Origin of the sequence: Streptococcus infantis, assembly GCF_001579645.1 — a bacterium.
Lineage (GTDB): Bacteria > Bacillota > Bacilli > Lactobacillales > Streptococcaceae > Streptococcus > Streptococcus infantis_E.
Genome location: NZ_KQ970818.1, coordinates 273,586 through 288,548, shown reverse-complemented (window position 1 = coordinate 288,548; position 14,963 = coordinate 273,586). Strand labels below are relative to the sequence as shown.

9 protein-coding genes and 2 pseudogenes are annotated in these 14,963 nt (G+C 42.2%); 2 read left to right on the top strand and 9 right to left on the bottom strand.

Features of this window, described 5'->3' with window-relative positions; genetic code table 11:
• Both SINDD18_RS01365 and SINDD18_RS01360 read left to right on the top strand, forming a co-directional pair.
• Positions 1 to 750 (top strand): amino acid ABC transporter ATP-binding protein (locus SINDD18_RS01365; protein WP_061862823.1); only part of this gene is annotated, 750 nt, incomplete at its 5' end.
• An 18-nt stretch (positions 751 to 768) separates the two neighbouring features.
• Positions 769 to 1,635: a cysteine ABC transporter substrate-binding protein gene (locus SINDD18_RS01360; protein WP_061862822.1), complete on the top strand. Its 867-nt coding sequence runs from the start codon at positions 769 to 771 to the stop codon at positions 1,633 to 1,635.
• A 62-nt stretch (positions 1,636 to 1,697) separates the two neighbouring features.
• Here SINDD18_RS01360 and pyrE read toward each other — a convergent pair whose 3' ends face one another.
• The 9 genes and pseudogenes from pyrE to SINDD18_RS01320 all read right to left on the bottom strand — a co-directional run.
• Positions 1,698 to 2,330: an orotate phosphoribosyltransferase gene (pyrE, locus tag SINDD18_RS01355; protein WP_049503207.1), complete on the bottom strand. Its 633-nt coding sequence runs from the start codon at positions 2,328 to 2,330 to the stop codon at positions 1,698 to 1,700.
• Between the two features lie 39 nt (positions 2,331 to 2,369).
• On the bottom strand, positions 2,370 to 3,065 hold the full coding sequence (gene pyrF / locus SINDD18_RS01350; protein WP_045763221.1) for an orotidine-5'-phosphate decarboxylase: 696 nt from the start codon (positions 3,063 to 3,065) through the stop codon (positions 2,370 to 2,372).
• A 256-nt stretch (positions 3,066 to 3,321) separates the two neighbouring features.
• Positions 3,322 to 4,623, bottom strand: a complete 1,302-nt coding sequence (locus SINDD18_RS01345; protein WP_061862821.1) for an FtsQ-type POTRA domain-containing protein — start codon at positions 4,621 to 4,623, stop codon at positions 3,322 to 3,324.
• A 9-nt stretch (positions 4,624 to 4,632) separates the two neighbouring features.
• Complete coding sequence (locus SINDD18_RS01340; protein ID WP_061862820.1) at positions 4,633 to 5,691, bottom strand: UDP-N-acetylglucosamine--N-acetylmuramyl-(pentapeptide) pyrophosphoryl-undecaprenol N-acetylglucosamine transferase; 1,059 nt, start codon at positions 5,689 to 5,691, stop codon at positions 4,633 to 4,635.
• A 1-nt stretch (position 5,692) separates the two neighbouring features.
• Entirely contained in the window at positions 5,693 to 7,045 is a 1,353-nt protein-coding gene (gene murD / locus SINDD18_RS01335; RefSeq protein WP_061862819.1) for a UDP-N-acetylmuramoyl-L-alanine--D-glutamate ligase, read from the bottom strand.
• 95 nt (positions 7,046 to 7,140) lie between these two features.
• Positions 7,141 to 9,846: an FtsX-like permease family protein gene (locus SINDD18_RS01330; RefSeq protein ID WP_061862818.1), complete on the bottom strand. Its 2,706-nt coding sequence runs from the start codon at positions 9,844 to 9,846 to the stop codon at positions 7,141 to 7,143.
• Between the two features lies 1 nt (position 9,847).
• A complete protein-coding gene (locus SINDD18_RS01325) occupies positions 9,848 to 10,549 on the bottom strand; it encodes an ABC transporter ATP-binding protein (RefSeq protein ID WP_000323392.1) in 702 nt (233 codons plus the stop codon).
• A gap of 350 nt (positions 10,550 to 10,899) precedes the next feature.
• A pseudogene (locus tag SINDD18_RS11630) lies at positions 10,900 to 11,163 on the bottom strand (LPXTG cell wall anchor domain-containing protein); the annotation flags it as partial.
• A 47-nt stretch (positions 11,164 to 11,210) separates the two neighbouring features.
• A pseudogene (locus SINDD18_RS01320) lies at positions 11,211 to 14,963 on the bottom strand (SIALI-17 repeat-containing surface protein); the annotation flags it as partial.

The window sequence follows — 14,963 nt, the reverse complement described above, 5'->3', positions numbered from 1 at the left end:
ACTATTTTAGAAATCAAGGAACTGAAAAAATCCTTCGGAGACAATCCTATCCTCCAAGGACTTTCTTTAGATATTAAAAAGGGGGAAGTGGTCGTCATCCTAGGACCATCTGGTTGTGGGAAAAGTACCCTCCTTCGTTGCCTCAATGGTTTAGAAAGTATTCAAGGAGGAGATATCCTGCTGGATGGCCAGTCCATCGTTGAAAATAAAAAAGATTTTCACCTGGTTCGCCAAAAGATCGGTATGGTCTTTCAAAGTTATGAACTCTTTCCTCACTTGGATGTCCTTCAAAACCTCATCCTAGGCCCTATCAAGGCACAAGGGAGAGACAAAAAAGAGGTTACTGAAGAAGCTCTACAACTACTGGAACGTGTCGGACTTCTAGATAAACAACATAGCTTCGCTCGCCAGTTATCTGGTGGACAAAAGCAACGGGTTGCGATCGTCCGTGCCCTGCTCATGCATCCAGAAATTATCCTCTTTGACGAAGTGACTGCTTCACTGGATCCAGAAATGGTGCGTGAGGTTCTAGAACTTATCAATGACTTGGCTCAAGAAGGGCGTACCATGATTCTGGTAACCCATGAAATGCAGTTTGCCCAAGCCATTGCGGACCGCATCATTTTCCTTGACCAAGGTAAAATCGCTGAGGAAGGAACTGCTCAAGAATTCTTCACAAATCCACAAACCAAACGAGCACAAGAATTTTTAAACGTCTTTGACTTTAGCCAGTTTGGCTCATATCTATAATCAATAAAGGAGATTATTATGAAACTACTTAAACCAATTCTAACTGTTTTTGCGCTAGCATTTGCGCTTATCTTTGTCACAGCTTGTAGTTCAGGTGGAAGCTCTGATGCTTCCTCTACTAAGGCAACTGCCAAAGCTCGCACCATTGAAGAAATTAAGAAAAGTGGCGAACTTCGTATCGCAGTCTTTGGAGACAAAAAACCTTTTGGTTATGTTGACAACGACGGTTCTTACCAAGGTTACGATATCGAATTAGGAAACCAATTAGCTAAAGACCTTGGTGTCAAACCGAAATATGTATCAGTTGATGCTGCCAACCGTGCTGAATACTTGATTTCAAACAAGGTTGATATCACACTTGCCAACTTCACAGTTACTGACGAACGTAAAAAACAAGTTGACTTTGCCCTTCCTTACATGAAAGTTTCTCTCGGTGTTGTGTCACCAAAAGATAAAGTTATCAAAGACGTTAAAGAACTTGAAGGCAAAACCTTGATCGTTACAAAAGGAACTACTGCTGAAACTTACTTTGAGAAAAATCACCCAGAAGTGAAACTTCAAAAATATGACCAATATAGCGATGCCTACCAAGCCCTTCTTGACGGACGTGGAGATGCCTTCTCTACTGATAATACTGAAGTTCTAGCTTGGGCACTTGAAAACAAAGGATATGAGGTAGGAATTTCTTCTCTAGGCGATCCAGATACTATTGCGCCAGCAGTCCAAAAAGGAAACCAAGAACTACTCGACTACATCAACCAAGAAATCGAAAAATTAGGTAAAGAAAACTTCTTCCACAAGGCCTATGAAAAAACACTTCACCCAACTTACGGTGACGCTGCTAAAGCAGATGACCTAGTTGTTGAAGGTGGAAAAGTAGACTAATACTCAATGAAATCACAAAAAGAAATCAGGTAATCCTAGTGATTACCTGATTTTTATATACCTTAAGCTTTTTGCCAATTTTCTTGGTCTTCTTTAAAACGTTTTAGGAGGTCGAGTCCTTCTGGTGTGATATAGCCTTCTTCTTGAGCTAGATGAATCAGTTCGCTGTAGTTTGAAAGGGTTACTAGTTTGACACCAGCATCTGCAAAGTTCTTGTCTGCTTTTGGCAATTGATAGCTGAAGATAGCTACAACACCCAGAACATCTGCTCCTTCACGTTTGGCAGCTGCCACTGCTTCGAGAACAGAACCACCCGTTGAAATGAGGTCTTCCACAACGACCATCTTTTGTCCTTGGGCTACACGGCCTTCGATTTGATTTCCAGCACCATGGTCTTTTGGTTTGCTACGGATATAGGCAAATGGCAAGTTCATCTTGTCAGCGATGATGGCACCATGAGGAATGCCTGCAGTCGCTGTTCCTGCAATCACTTCTACTTCTGGGAATTCTGCCTTAATAGCTTCCACAAAACCATTTTCAATCAAGCTACGAGTATCTGGATAAGCAAGCGTCACACGGTTGTCCGTATAAATCGGTGACTTGATACCTGATGCCCAAGTAAAAGGTTCTTCTGGTTTGAGGTAAACGGCTTGAATTTTCAATAGATGGCTAGCAATATCTTTAGCAAGTGTCATGGTCTACTCCTTTTGTTTTTATAATCTATTTCTTTAATTTCAGTCTTGGTTCCACTCATCCTTGATAGCATGATAAGCTGCGACTGGATCAGTTGCTTGCGTAATCGGACGGCCAACTACGATGTAGTCACTGCCAATCTGGTAAGCTTCTCCTGGGGTTACTACCCGTTTCTGATCCCCTGCTTCTGTCCCTCTTGGGCGAATCCCTGGTGTCAGACAGATAAAGTCTTCATGAGTTGCTTGTTTGATAAGCTTGGCTTCTTGAGCCGAGCAAACGACTCCATCTAGACCAGCTTCAGCTGTTTTCTGGGCATAGTGGATAACCGACTCTTGGAGGCTGGTTTGGATATTTTGACACTCTTGCATTTGTTCCTCCGAGGTTGAGGTTAATTGGGTCACAGCTATGAGAATCCCCTTGTCTCCCAATCCTTCACGCGCTGCTTGCATCATCTCAACCCCACCTGCTGCCTGCACATTGGTCATGTCAACTCCCAGGTTCGATAAAATTTTCATGGTTGATTTGACTGTATTGGGAATATCATGCAGTTTGAGATCCAAAAAGACACTATGTCCTAATGACTTCAAATAGCGGACAACTTCAGGCCCTACAGCATAGTAGATTTCCATTCCTACTTTGACATAGAGCTTTTCCTCTGCTGGAAATAGGGCTAAGAACTCCTTGGCTTCTTCAAAACTTGGAAAATCCAGAGCTATGACTGGGCGACTTTCACGCATGCGTTTCTCCTCTTATCTTTCTTATCAGCCCAGCTTCCGTCAAAAAGACTACAAAAAAGGAACCTGCCAACAGCAAGGTTCCACGAAAAATGGGTAGAATCCACCCTTTCACCGTCTAACCTTAGCTGCCTCTCTGGACTGCTTTAAAGGTTTTTTACTATTCTATTATTTAAAGCGGGACTTGTCAAGTAAAAACTAGTTTCCGAAGAACTTTAAAGCCAAGACTCACAATCAAGCCGATAGAATGTTCTCAAGTTTATCGACTCTGTGATTGTTGGGTTGTTTGATTTTGAGTTTGAGTTTGATTCCCTTGCTCTTCTTGTTTTTTCTTTTCTTCTTCCTGCTTTTTCTTCTCCTCTTCTTTGGCCTTGATTCTTGCTTCTTCTAAAGCCTTATCCGTCAAGCTATAACTATAGATCCCAACTTCCATATCAATACCGCTTGGAACTGTTAATTGAGGTTTAATCTTACTATAGTAAGGCAATTTTTTACCTAGTTCTGATAAAGGAACCAAAACCTCATCCGTATCATACATGGTAATTTTGAGCAGATCACTGGTTACACTGCTTGGAGCCAATTCAATCGTTTTGATAGCTTGCTTAATCTCTGGGCTGACTTCAGCCAGTTGTTCAATCAAGGTTTTGACTTGCTGCTCATCGTTAAAGAGTACAGACATATAGGTTTCAGGAAGACTGACTAGACTAACTGGACTGGTTTCCACCGTCCCACTAGAAAGAATCGGATAATGATCCTCTCCAGAAACATAATAGGCTACAATCCCGTATTCCTTGACCTGGATGGTAAAATTGGTCGGGAATTGATAGTGAATGCTAGCAGATTCAATCCAGTGATTGGACTTAATCATCTCAGCATGTTTGTCTTTATTGAGAAGCAGATCAAAGGTATAGTCACTATCACGAATCCCTGAAGCCTCTTTGATTTGGTCTGCATTGGTCTCTACCGTACCAGTGACTTCTATGTTTTTCAAAGTTGAGTATGGCGTCAAAAGATAGATGGAAAAGAACAAGACAAGCAAACTTGGGATTAGAATCGTAACAGCACGCCAGATATGAACACTTGGAATAGAAGGCTTAGCAATCTTTTTCTTAGACTTAGATCTCTTTTCTTCTACTTTTGTTTCTTCAGATTTTTCTTGAGATTCTTCGTCCTCTTCTTCTACTTGTTCTGTCTCAGTAGTTTCCTCCTCATTCTCTGGAGAGGACTGGTCTTCTGAACTCTCCTTCTGCTCTTCAGGATTAGAATCTGAGGTCTCTTCTGCCTCAGTATCTTCAGATAAGTCTGACTCTTGTTCTTCCTTGGTCTCTTCTTCAGCCTTTTTACGCAGATATTCACGGTTCTGCTTCTGCCACTCTGATAAGGTGGTTTCTTCGTCTTCCGGAGCTTTTGCAACTTCTTTTTTATTGGCCTCTGCTTGGGCCTTTTCTTTGGCTAGTTGGGCCTCTTCTTCAGCTTTTTTTTGAAGATATTCTTGATTTCGTTTTTGCCACTCTGACAATTCCTTGCCTTGAGTTGGCTCTTGTTTCTTATCCTTTGACATTAATATTCCTTATGATAAATCTTTTTTTAGTAGCTCATAAAAATCTGCCACAGATTTTAATTCCTGAGAATTCTTCATCGTGTTTTGATAGATCTCTTTGTTGGTCAAAAGTTGATTTACTTTTTCTTCCAAAGTAGACAAGGTCAAGTCACTCTCTTGCAACTCCTCAGCATAGCCTTTCTTCACAAAATAGGCTGCATTTTCAATCTGGTCTCCGCGGCTAGCTTCACGACCCAGTGGCACAATGACGTGCAATTTAGCCATAGCAAGGAGTTCAAAAATCGTATTGGCACCACCACGAGTGATGACCACATCAGCCATATTCATGAGTGGTTGATAGAGTTCCGTCGCATAGTCAACACGGTAGAGGTTTGAACTTAGTTCATTTAAACTAGCATCACCTGTCAGGTTAATGATATTATAGCGACTAGTCAGCTCTTCCTTGTGGTCTGTTACTAGTTGGTTAAAGACACGCGCCCCAGCAGAACCTCCAACAAAAAGAAGAGTTGGTAGCTTATCATTGAAAGAAGTTCGGATATCCACCGTTTCTTCAGGCTCTTCCATAATTGGTCCAGAAACCTTGGTCACGGCTCCTACATGCTCTACCTTAGTGAGGCTAGAAGCTTGTTCAAAAGTAGAGTACATTTTAGTCGCAAATTTATAGGCGATTTTATTGGCCAATCCCATAGAGAGGTCAGACTCGTGGATAAAGACTGGTACTCTGCATACTCGCGCTGCAATAACAGGCGGAACAGATACAAATCCACCCTTAGAAAAGAGGGCTTGTGGACGAACTCGAAGCATGATAAAGAGCGATTGAAGAATTCCAAAAGCAACCTTAAAGACGTCAACCATATTTTGCCATGAGAAATATCGACGTAATTTCCCTGTTGCAATCGAATGGAAGATAACATCTAAACCTGACTTGAGAATTTCATGATGCTCAATCCCATTTTTATCACCAATATAGTGGACTTCCCAGCCATCTTCGATGAACTTAGGCATTAACAAAAGGTTGAGGGTAACGTGTCCAACCGTTCCCCCACCAGTAAATACTATTTTTTTCATATTATCCCTTTAACTCCGCTACAGTGTCGATGAAAAGATCTCCACGTACTTCAAAGTTAGCATACATATCCCAGCTCGCATTGGCAGGACTGAGGAGAACCACATCTCCCTCTTCCGCAAGTTCAGAAGCCTTGCGAGTTGCATCTGCAATATCAGCCGCGTCGATATAAGCCACACCAGCTTTATCCGCTGCACGTTTGACACGTTCTGCAGATTGACCGAGTATGACCATTTTCTTAAGTCCAGTAATATCAGGAACCAATTCGTCAAACTCGTTCCCACGGTCCAAACCACCAGCTATCAAGATAACCTTGCTATTGTCAAATCCAGACAAGGCTTTTTGAGTTGCCAAGATATTGGTTGATTTACTATCGTTATAGAATTTAACGCCATTGATTTGGTCTACAAATTGGAGACGGTGTTTAACTCCTCCAAAGGCTGACAAGGTTTCCTTGATGGTTTCATTGTCAACACCACGAAGTTTAGCTACAGCAATGGTTGCAAGAGCATTTTCCACATTGTGGCTACCAGGAACTCCGATTTCATCAGCTGCCATGACTTTTTCACCACGGAAGTAAAGAAGACTATCTTCAAGATAAGCACCGTCAACCTTTTCAAGGGTTGAGAATGGTACTACAGTCGCGTTTGTCTTTGTCGCAAGCTCTTTAGCTAATTCCTGGTTGAAGTTCAATACTAAGTAATCAGCCGCTGTCATATTGCTTTGAATATTCCACTTAGCTTCGACATAGGTTTCAAAAGAACCGTGATAGTCAATATGTGTTGGCATCAGGTTGGTGATAACAGCAATTTCAGGATGGAATTCCTGAATTCCCATTAATTGGAAAGAAGAAAGTTCCATGACAAGGGTATCCTTATCTGTTGCTGTCTGAGCTACCTGGCTTGCAGGGTAACCAATGTTACCTGATAAAAGCCCATTTTGTCCTGCAGCAGTCAGAACTTCTCCAATCATGGTTGTGGTCGTAGTCTTACCATTTGAACCAGTAATACCAACAATCGGTGCATCAGAAATCAAGTAGGCCAACTCAACCTCTGTCAATACCGGAATGCCTTTTTCTAGCGCTTTTTCAATCATAGGATTGCTATAAGGAATTCCTGGATTTTTTACCATGAGGGCAAAATCTTCATCCAATAATTCCAAAGGATGTCCACCAGTGACAACCTTGATGCCCTCTTCCAAGAGACTTTGCGCAGCTGGATTTTCCTCAAAAGGTTTGCCATCATTCACCGTTACGATGGCTCCTAGCTTGTCCAAGAGACGAGCTGCTGACTCACCAGATTTAGCCAAACCTAGGACTAATACTTTCTTATTTTCAAATTGATCAATTCGTTTCATATCTAGAACTCCATTTCTACTCTTACTATTTTACCATTTTTATGAAAATAAAAAAGCCACAAAGGGCTTTCTTATTTGTTTTTGTCTTCTACTAATTATTCTACAGACTTGAGGGCTTCTAACATATCCACCTTTCGGAGATAATGATTGACAAAAACTCCTAGGGTGGTCAAAATGACACTGACAGCTAGAACTGGAATGAGATACACTTCCCATCCGACCTTTGGTTGAAAACGGAAGGTACCGGGTGCAATCATCTGAATGAGAAATTGATGGAGATAAAAGCCTGATACCAATCCTACAATCATTCCAATTAGTGACAATAGGATGGTTTCCCGATAGATGTAAAGGGTCACTTCTTTGTTATGAAAACCAAGAACTTTGATAGTTGAGAGTTCCCGAATCCGTTCAGCAACATTGATATTGGTCAAATTATAGAGAATCACGATGGCTAATAGCACCGATACCAGCACCAAAATCGCCATGGTGTGATTCAGAGAATTGGCAAAACTTTCAAAGAGCTGAATGGTGGAGGCGTTTTGAACGAGACCACTGACAGCAGCTAGATCCATAAATTCTCCTGCGACGGTTTCAGTATTTCTTTCACTTTTATCCTTGAGTTGGACCAGATAGGTGTTCATCTTAGGAGCTTGACCATAAATTTTCTCATAGGTCGCCTGATTCATATAAACAAAATGGCCCACGTAGTGTTCGGTAATGGCTCCAACCTTAAAGGTTTTCCCATCTATTGTAAAGTTGTCACCAAGTGAAACTCCTGCCAACTGGGCTAATTTTTCAGTCAGAACAAGTCCGTTAGATAAGCTCAGTTTTTCCCCATTTTTTTCTAAATGGACAAAGGGACCCAGGTCATCTTGATCCGTTACCATCATGGTCACGGTTTGAACACCTGCCTTGCCAGCATACTTTTCCTCAACCTGTTTGGAAGAAATTAAACGATAGTTTTCAACTTCATCACTCTGCAATTTTTCTTCTAGCTTTGCCTTATCAGAATCAGAAGCTCGAGAATTGACAGAGAGAACCATCTGGTATTGTTGCAGATCCTTAAACTGCCTGTCTGCCACTCCAACCACAGAGGATTGAATCCCAAGTCCTGCAAAGAGGAGGGCTACTGAACCAGCAACTCCAAAAATGGTCATCAGCATACGCTGCTTATAACGGAAAATGTTGCGGGCTGTCACCTTCTGAGTAAAACTCAAACGTGACCAGATAAATGTTATCCGCTCCAAGAGAATTTTAGAACCTTTGACTGGTGGCTTGGGTAGTAATAATTGTGCTGCTTCTTCATGCAATTCTCTACGAGATACAAGGTAGGCAGGTAGGACACTAGCTACTAAGCTTAGTCCCAAAGCCAAGCAACTATAAGTCCAATAGAAATACTGCTGACTCTCACCAACGATCATTCGCTTAGTGATGATATGCGAAATAGTAGGTGCTAGGATGTAGTGACCAATCAGAATTCCTAGTAGAGTGCCAAGAGTACTAGCAACTAGACCGTAAATCACAAACTTAGCAATGATATCCTTGCTATGGTAGCCTAAAGCCTTAAAGATACCAGCATTGGTCCTTTCCTCGTCTACAAATCGTGTCATGGTGGTAAAGGTAACCATGGCTGCTACAGCATAGAGAACAACTGGAAAAATATTCCCTACGGCACGAATACTCATAGCCGAGTTACTATACATGAGGTAACCTTGACCAGTAGGAGAACTCTTGCGATTGTAGACATGATAGGTTGGTTCTGTCAGAGCATTGACCTCATCCTGACTGGTCTGCCACTTAGCCTTTTCGCTCGCCAGATTCGTTTCGGCTTGGCTCAGCTTTTCCTTTTCTTGCTTTAGTTGGTCTTTTGCTTCTTCTAACTGACTAGAGGCTTGACTTTTTTGTGGTTCTGGTAGTTGGCTCACTTGATTTTCTTGAGCTTGTAGACGCGTTTCGATTTCTTGCAAGCGTTTCTTGCCAGCTAGCAAATTACTTTCAGCCTCGTCCAGTTGTTTCTTCCCTTCATCAAGGGACTCTTGGGCATCCTTCTTCATTTTCTCTAGCCGCGCTTGTCCATTATCAGCAACTAGTTCCTTTAAAGTCTCCTCTTCTTCCTCTAGCTTCTTTTCGTAATCACTAGAGAAAGGATTGACATCTGTTAGGCTAGCAAAACGCAGGCGGGCAATCGTGTAAACAGAGCTCTTAAAATTTTCTTCAGTTACGACACCATAAGCATCCAAGTTCCCATTACCACTGGCTGAACTCCCCATATCCGTTTTTGAAAAAATATCTGGAGAGTGGATAAAGCCTGTAATGGTATAACTATCCCGCTTTAATTGAGAATTACTGCCCTTTTTTTGACTCAAATGAATGACTTGACCTATCTGATAGCGATCTTTCCAAAAGTCCGCCAAAGCCAATTCATCTTCTTTTTCAGGCAAACGACCTTCCGTTACTTGAAATTTTGAAATCTTATCAGTATTTGAAAAGATTCGTATGGCATCTTCACTGTTTGCCAGAGTCAAATCTGTCATATAACCAAACTCGACATCTGCTCCTGATAAAGTTTGCAATTCTGTCTGGTCTGCCTGATCTAGACCATAATCTGCTATGACGGTCATATCTGCCGCATTAGTATCTTTCAGATAAGCCCAAGCCGTTTGCTCCATATTGGGACTGGCTACTTTGAGACCAACCACGGCTAAAGAACCTAACATCATCAGAGTTAGGATGGATATAAACCGTCCCTTTGAACCTGTGAAAGACTGGAGCAGGTCTTTCCAATATGTCTTTCTTTTCATCTCAATACTCCAAATCATCAATATCCTGTGGTTGAGGATTGAGGACAACACTCTTGACACTGGCATCATGCATCTGAATCACGCGATCAGCTATAGGAGCTAGGGAGGCATTATGGGTCACGATGATAACGGTGGCCCCTTTTTTACGTGACATATCTTGCAGAATCTTTAGAACCTGCTTACCAGTCTGGTAGTCCAAAGCTCCCGTTGGTTCATCACAAAGGAGAATTTTAGGATTTTTAGCCACAGCTCGAGCAATGGAGACCCGTTGTTGCTCACCACCTGACAACTGGGCTGGAAAATTATTAAGACGGTGACCTAAGCCTACATCCTTTAGAACCTGCTCAGGATCCAAGGCATCGGCAACAATTTCTGAAGCTAGCTCAACATTTTCCTTAGCAGTCAGGTTAGAAACCAAATTGTAAAACTGAAAGACAAAGCCAACATCATCTCTACGATAGTTAGTTCTCTGATGAGAAGTAAAATTCGAGATATTGGTCCCATCAATCCAGACTTGCCCTTCATCGTTTGTATCCATACCACCAAGAATATTTAAAACTGTTGACTTCCCTGCACCAGATGACCCAAGGATAATGACTAGTTCTCCCTTTTCAATCTCGAAGTTGACATCTCGATTGGCTACGATTTCTGTATCACCAGTATGATACCTCTTATAGCTGTTTTTCATTTCAATATAAGCCATCCTATCTCCTCCTCTTCTATGCCTATTTTCATCTTTATTATAACTCTTTTGAGGAGAGAAAGAAAGCTTATCCCTGTAGACTTTAGAGAGATTTTCAAAGTCCTCAGATACGCTGAATCCAATTCAGTATAGCCATGCCTTACTCACCATGTTTCTGATGCAATTCCTCTAGTTTGTTACTTTAGTTTTTTGTCGAATATCATCTCTGGTCTTCTTTTAGCAACTGATGTATGAGCAAAAAAGCGAACACGACCAGATTCTGTTTATCAGAAAACTAGTTTTGTCCGCTTTTTATGATCGAGATTAGTCTCTTGGTCCAATCTCTATGACTTAGATGCTTTTATATCATCTTATTCGTCTTCTTTTTTCTTTCCCATTGCAAAGAGACCAAGTAGTGCTCCTACAACACCTGCTGTTGCAAGGGTTGCATTTTCCTTAGTACCTGTTTCAGGGAGGATATTTTGATGACTTGCAGGCGCTTGGTAGGTCTTGTCTTGTGACATAGCAAGAGCTACTTGTGACTGCTCATCTCTGTATGCTGGAGTTTCACCTGTAGTTGGGGTTGAACCATTCACACGTCCAGTAAATTCTGGAACTTGGTGACTAGTCCCTTCTCCACCAGGAACACCACCTTCAAAGTGTGGAACTTGATGGGTAGTTCCTTCTGAACCATTTACATGACCAGTGAACTCAGGTACTTCATGAACAGCTGCTTCTGCCCCATTGACACCGCCTGTAAATTCTGGAACCTCTACTACTGGTGCTGGCTCATCACCTGCTGTGCCAATGACTCCTGGGTACTCTGGGACTTCATGAACAGCTGCTTCTGCTCCATTGACACCACCTGTAAATTCTGGAACCTCAAGAATGACTGCCTCTTCTCCGTTCACACCTCCAGTATATTCTGGAATATCGTATACGGCTGGTTCTGTCTTGGCACTTTCAACCTTTTCTTTGGTCAATTGGATACGGTATTCCTTGACCTGTTTACCACTTTCTGAAACGAGACGTACCAAGACTGGAAGTTTATCGTCACCACTATCGACAACTGTTGCCGCTACGTTTTCACCAGCTTCAACGGTCACTTTAGGACGGTTTCCACTATAGGTTACTTGGTAATCCACACGAGCTTCAGAGAAGTCTGCAAGCTCTCTACCATCTACTAGAAGTTTAGAAGCTGTATTGTCTTTAGGTGCTTCACTTGGTGCGATAAAGGCCATTTCAGTGATCGCCACACCCTTCTTGTCTGCTTTTCTGTCCATGCGCCATCTCATGGCTTTAGCTTTGACCGGTGCAAAGGTTACATGGATGTCAGTTCCTGCTTGAACTTCTTGATCCGCACGGTATTCAACTTTCTCCCAGTTAGAAGGAGTGTTGAATGGATGTTCTGGATCGTATGGTTGGTAGTTAGAGTAATATTCTGGTGAATCAAATTCTGGTCCAACATAGCGTTCTAGGACGAGTTTAGAAGGGGCATCTGTTCCACCATCTGCAAAGAAGCGAATGCTTCCTTCAGCTACTGTACGTTCAACAATCTTACCATTTTCTCTGAAGATAACCCCTACTGAAACTTCTGGATTTTCAGATGGAGTTGGAGACCAGTTGGTCCAACGACGGCTTTCATCATCTGAACCATCGTTGACATAGTCTACACGGTCATGAGAGTTTGGATCAATATCGTTAGTTGCTGAGGCAAATGAACGGTTGCTATCATCATCGAAGTCAGGGTTGTCTGAAAGATTTTCTCCGAGTTTGTCTGTTACACGAACAGCCACTTCAGCAGTTAAATCAGTACCCAAAACGCGACCATGAACTGTAAATTCACCTGCTTTTGTTAGATTCTCTGCTGGGACTGCTTCCCAGTCAACAGCCAAGTCTTTCACTTCATAGTCAGATTTTCCTGTGAAGTAAACAGGAACTTTTGCTGGTAGCTCAAGGGTTTGTCCTTTAGCAACCAAGCGAGATGATTTGGCAACAGCAACAGGTTTACTTGCGAGCAAATCTTTATCATTTGTGAAGTGTAGGCGGTATTCACCTAGGATATCTCCGTTTTCAGCCTTGACAACAACACGGACTGGATCTCCTTCACCTACGCTTGGTACAACTGTTGCAATACCATTTTCAGTGACACTCGCTGTAACAGCTGGAGCTTTTCCTTGGCTTGCTTCTAGATAGTAGTCAGTCAAGCCTGGGTTAAAGTTTGGCAAATCTTTTCCATCTACTTGGATTTTTGCTTGAGCATTCTTAGCTGCAGCTACTTGTTTAGAGAAGATTTGCATTTCTGTAATAGAAGTACCCCATTTACCATCTGGTCTAACCATGCGGATACGAACTGCGTAAGTGTTGACTTTATCAAAGCTAAAGTGGGTCATTTCTCCAGCTCTGACTTGATCTGGAGCCTTGAGATTTGTTACTTCTTTCCAGTTTTTATCGTCATTAAAGACATGGTCTTCGCGTGCTACGAAGCTTGGATTCTTAGGAACTGTTGGAGTTGCTGAACCGACATAGTATTCGATGACATAGGATTTAGGTGCACCAACACCGTGGTCTTCGTGGAAGGCTACATTGAGGTTATCCACTGAACGTTTAGACATGATACCAGAGTCACCAAAGAGAATTCCTACGGATGCTTCACTTGTACGGTTCCAGTTTGTCCAGCGATTTGCTGGTTGGTTGTTATATGAAATTAGTTTGTCATTGACATTGGCTACTGAGTCACTTGGATTTGAGTCTGATGCAAAGGCAAGTGGCAATTCTGAACCAGTCCACTGGTCAGAAATATTAGCACCAGTTTCTGTCTGAGCAGATACACGAACATGAAGTTTAGTTGGTAGTTGAGTACCTTCTACATGTCCTGTCACAGTAAACTTGCCTTCTTGTGCGTATTGGCTTGGTTCAATAGCGTCCCAAGTTACTTTAGCTGAAGAGACTTGGCCATTTGAGTGGTAAGTACGAACGCTCTCTGGTAGTTGAGGAGCTTCTGCAACTGGAGTAGTTACGCTCACTTCTTCGACAGCAATGATACCTTCGACAGATACCTTAGCATGTGCTTCTTTCTCAATTCCTTCAACTTTACCTAAGACATCAAAACTATGGTATTTAGCAAGGTCTTCCTTAGCAACTGCTTGCCAAGTCACCTTGTGAACCTTTGGAAATCCTTTGTCATACTCTACAGTTACAGTAGCAGGTAGACTTGGTTCTTGGTTCAAACCTGTCACGACACTAACTGGACGGATGGCTTGGACAACTTTGCTTTCAGTATTTGCTTGAATGTTCAAGTCAATCTGGCCTTCTGCTCCTTCAAATTGAGCTTTCAGAGTTACTTGACCAGGTTTATGCAATTCAAGCATACCTTTACGAACGGCTACATCTCCTTCACCTGTAGTTGAGAAGGTAACCTTGTCAGCTTTCAAGACTGCTTGTGTACCGTCTTGATAGTGAGCCAAGACCTTGATACCGACAGTTTGGTCTTCTTTCAAAGTAGCTGCATTTTCAACTTCTAGGCTCAAACGTTCAATTTGTGGAGCTTCTTGTAGGAATTGGATAGCATAAGTTTGTAGTGGGCCACCATCGTTTGGTTGAACATGGATGCTTGCACGCATACCATTTGCTTCATTAGCTTGAATAACTGTCACTTGAGCATTTTCAGCTGTAGCTTTGACCTCTGGCAAGGCTGCTCCATAAGCAAGCTTGTGATATTTTACAGGTTGGTCTGTTGAAAGACCTTCAACCGCTTGATCTGCTACAGTTACACTTGGAACTACTGGATTAGCAGCTTCCCCTTCTGCAACTACCAAAGTCGCAGCGATTTCTTCATCTTCTAAAATACCTTTTGCTGGGATGCGAGAGCCTGGGATTGCTAGTTTAGCTTGGTCTTCAGCTGCAATTTCCCACTTATTAACATCATAGCTTGCTACAGTACCATCTGATAATACGTAGGAAACAGATTTGTCAACTGAATTTAGGTCTGTATTTGGAGCGATTCTCTTGACTACAGGCAATTCTGCTTCGAGAGCCAAGACTTCAACACGAGCTTCTACATCACGTCCATCTGCCACACCCTTAACAGTCACAATTCCTGGTTCATTGACATCAACTGCTGACCATTCTACTGGAAGTTTTGTACGGCTACCATCACTGTAGATAAATGCAACCTTCTTAGGCATTTTTGGTGCTTGACCGATAACAGTACGGACTTTAGCAACTTCTGTACCCAAGACAGTTTTTTCAGCTTGGTCTTTCTTACCTGTAAAGATTGTAGTTTGATCAGATTTCAAGAGATCAGAATGAGCAGTCAAGGTAAATTTACCAGCTTGCTCAGTTGATTTGACAATGACAACACCCTTACCATTGAAGGCCTTACGAACCCATGAACCGTCAGCTTGCTCTTTATAACGTTCACGGCTTGCTTGTT

What these genes read in the sequence shown, in the direction of transcription:
- SINDD18_RS01360 (WP_061862822.1), top strand. Translation starts at nt 769, where the DNA reads ATGAAACTACTTAAACCAATTCTAACTGTTTTTGCGCTAGCATTTGCG.
- pyrE (WP_049503207.1), bottom strand. Translation starts at nt 2,330, where the DNA reads ATGACACTTGCTAAAGATATTGCTAGCCATCTATTGAAAATTCAAGCC.
- pyrF (WP_045763221.1), bottom strand. Translation starts at nt 3,065, where the DNA reads ATGCGTGAAAGTCGCCCAGTCATAGCTCTGGATTTTCCAAGTTTTGAA.
- SINDD18_RS01345 (WP_061862821.1), bottom strand. Translation starts at nt 4,623, where the DNA reads ATGTCAAAGGATAAGAAACAAGAGCCAACTCAAGGCAAGGAATTGTCA.
- SINDD18_RS01340 (WP_061862820.1), bottom strand. Translation starts at nt 5,691, where the DNA reads ATGAAAAAAATAGTATTTACTGGTGGGGGAACGGTTGGACACGTTACC.
- murD (WP_061862819.1), bottom strand. Translation starts at nt 7,045, where the DNA reads ATGAAACGAATTGATCAATTTGAAAATAAGAAAGTATTAGTCCTAGGT.
- SINDD18_RS01330 (WP_061862818.1), bottom strand. Translation starts at nt 9,846, where the DNA reads ATGAAAAGAAAGACATATTGGAAAGACCTGCTCCAGTCTTTCACAGGT.
- SINDD18_RS01325 (WP_000323392.1), bottom strand. Translation starts at nt 10,549, where the DNA reads ATGGCTTATATTGAAATGAAAAACAGCTATAAGAGGTATCATACTGGT.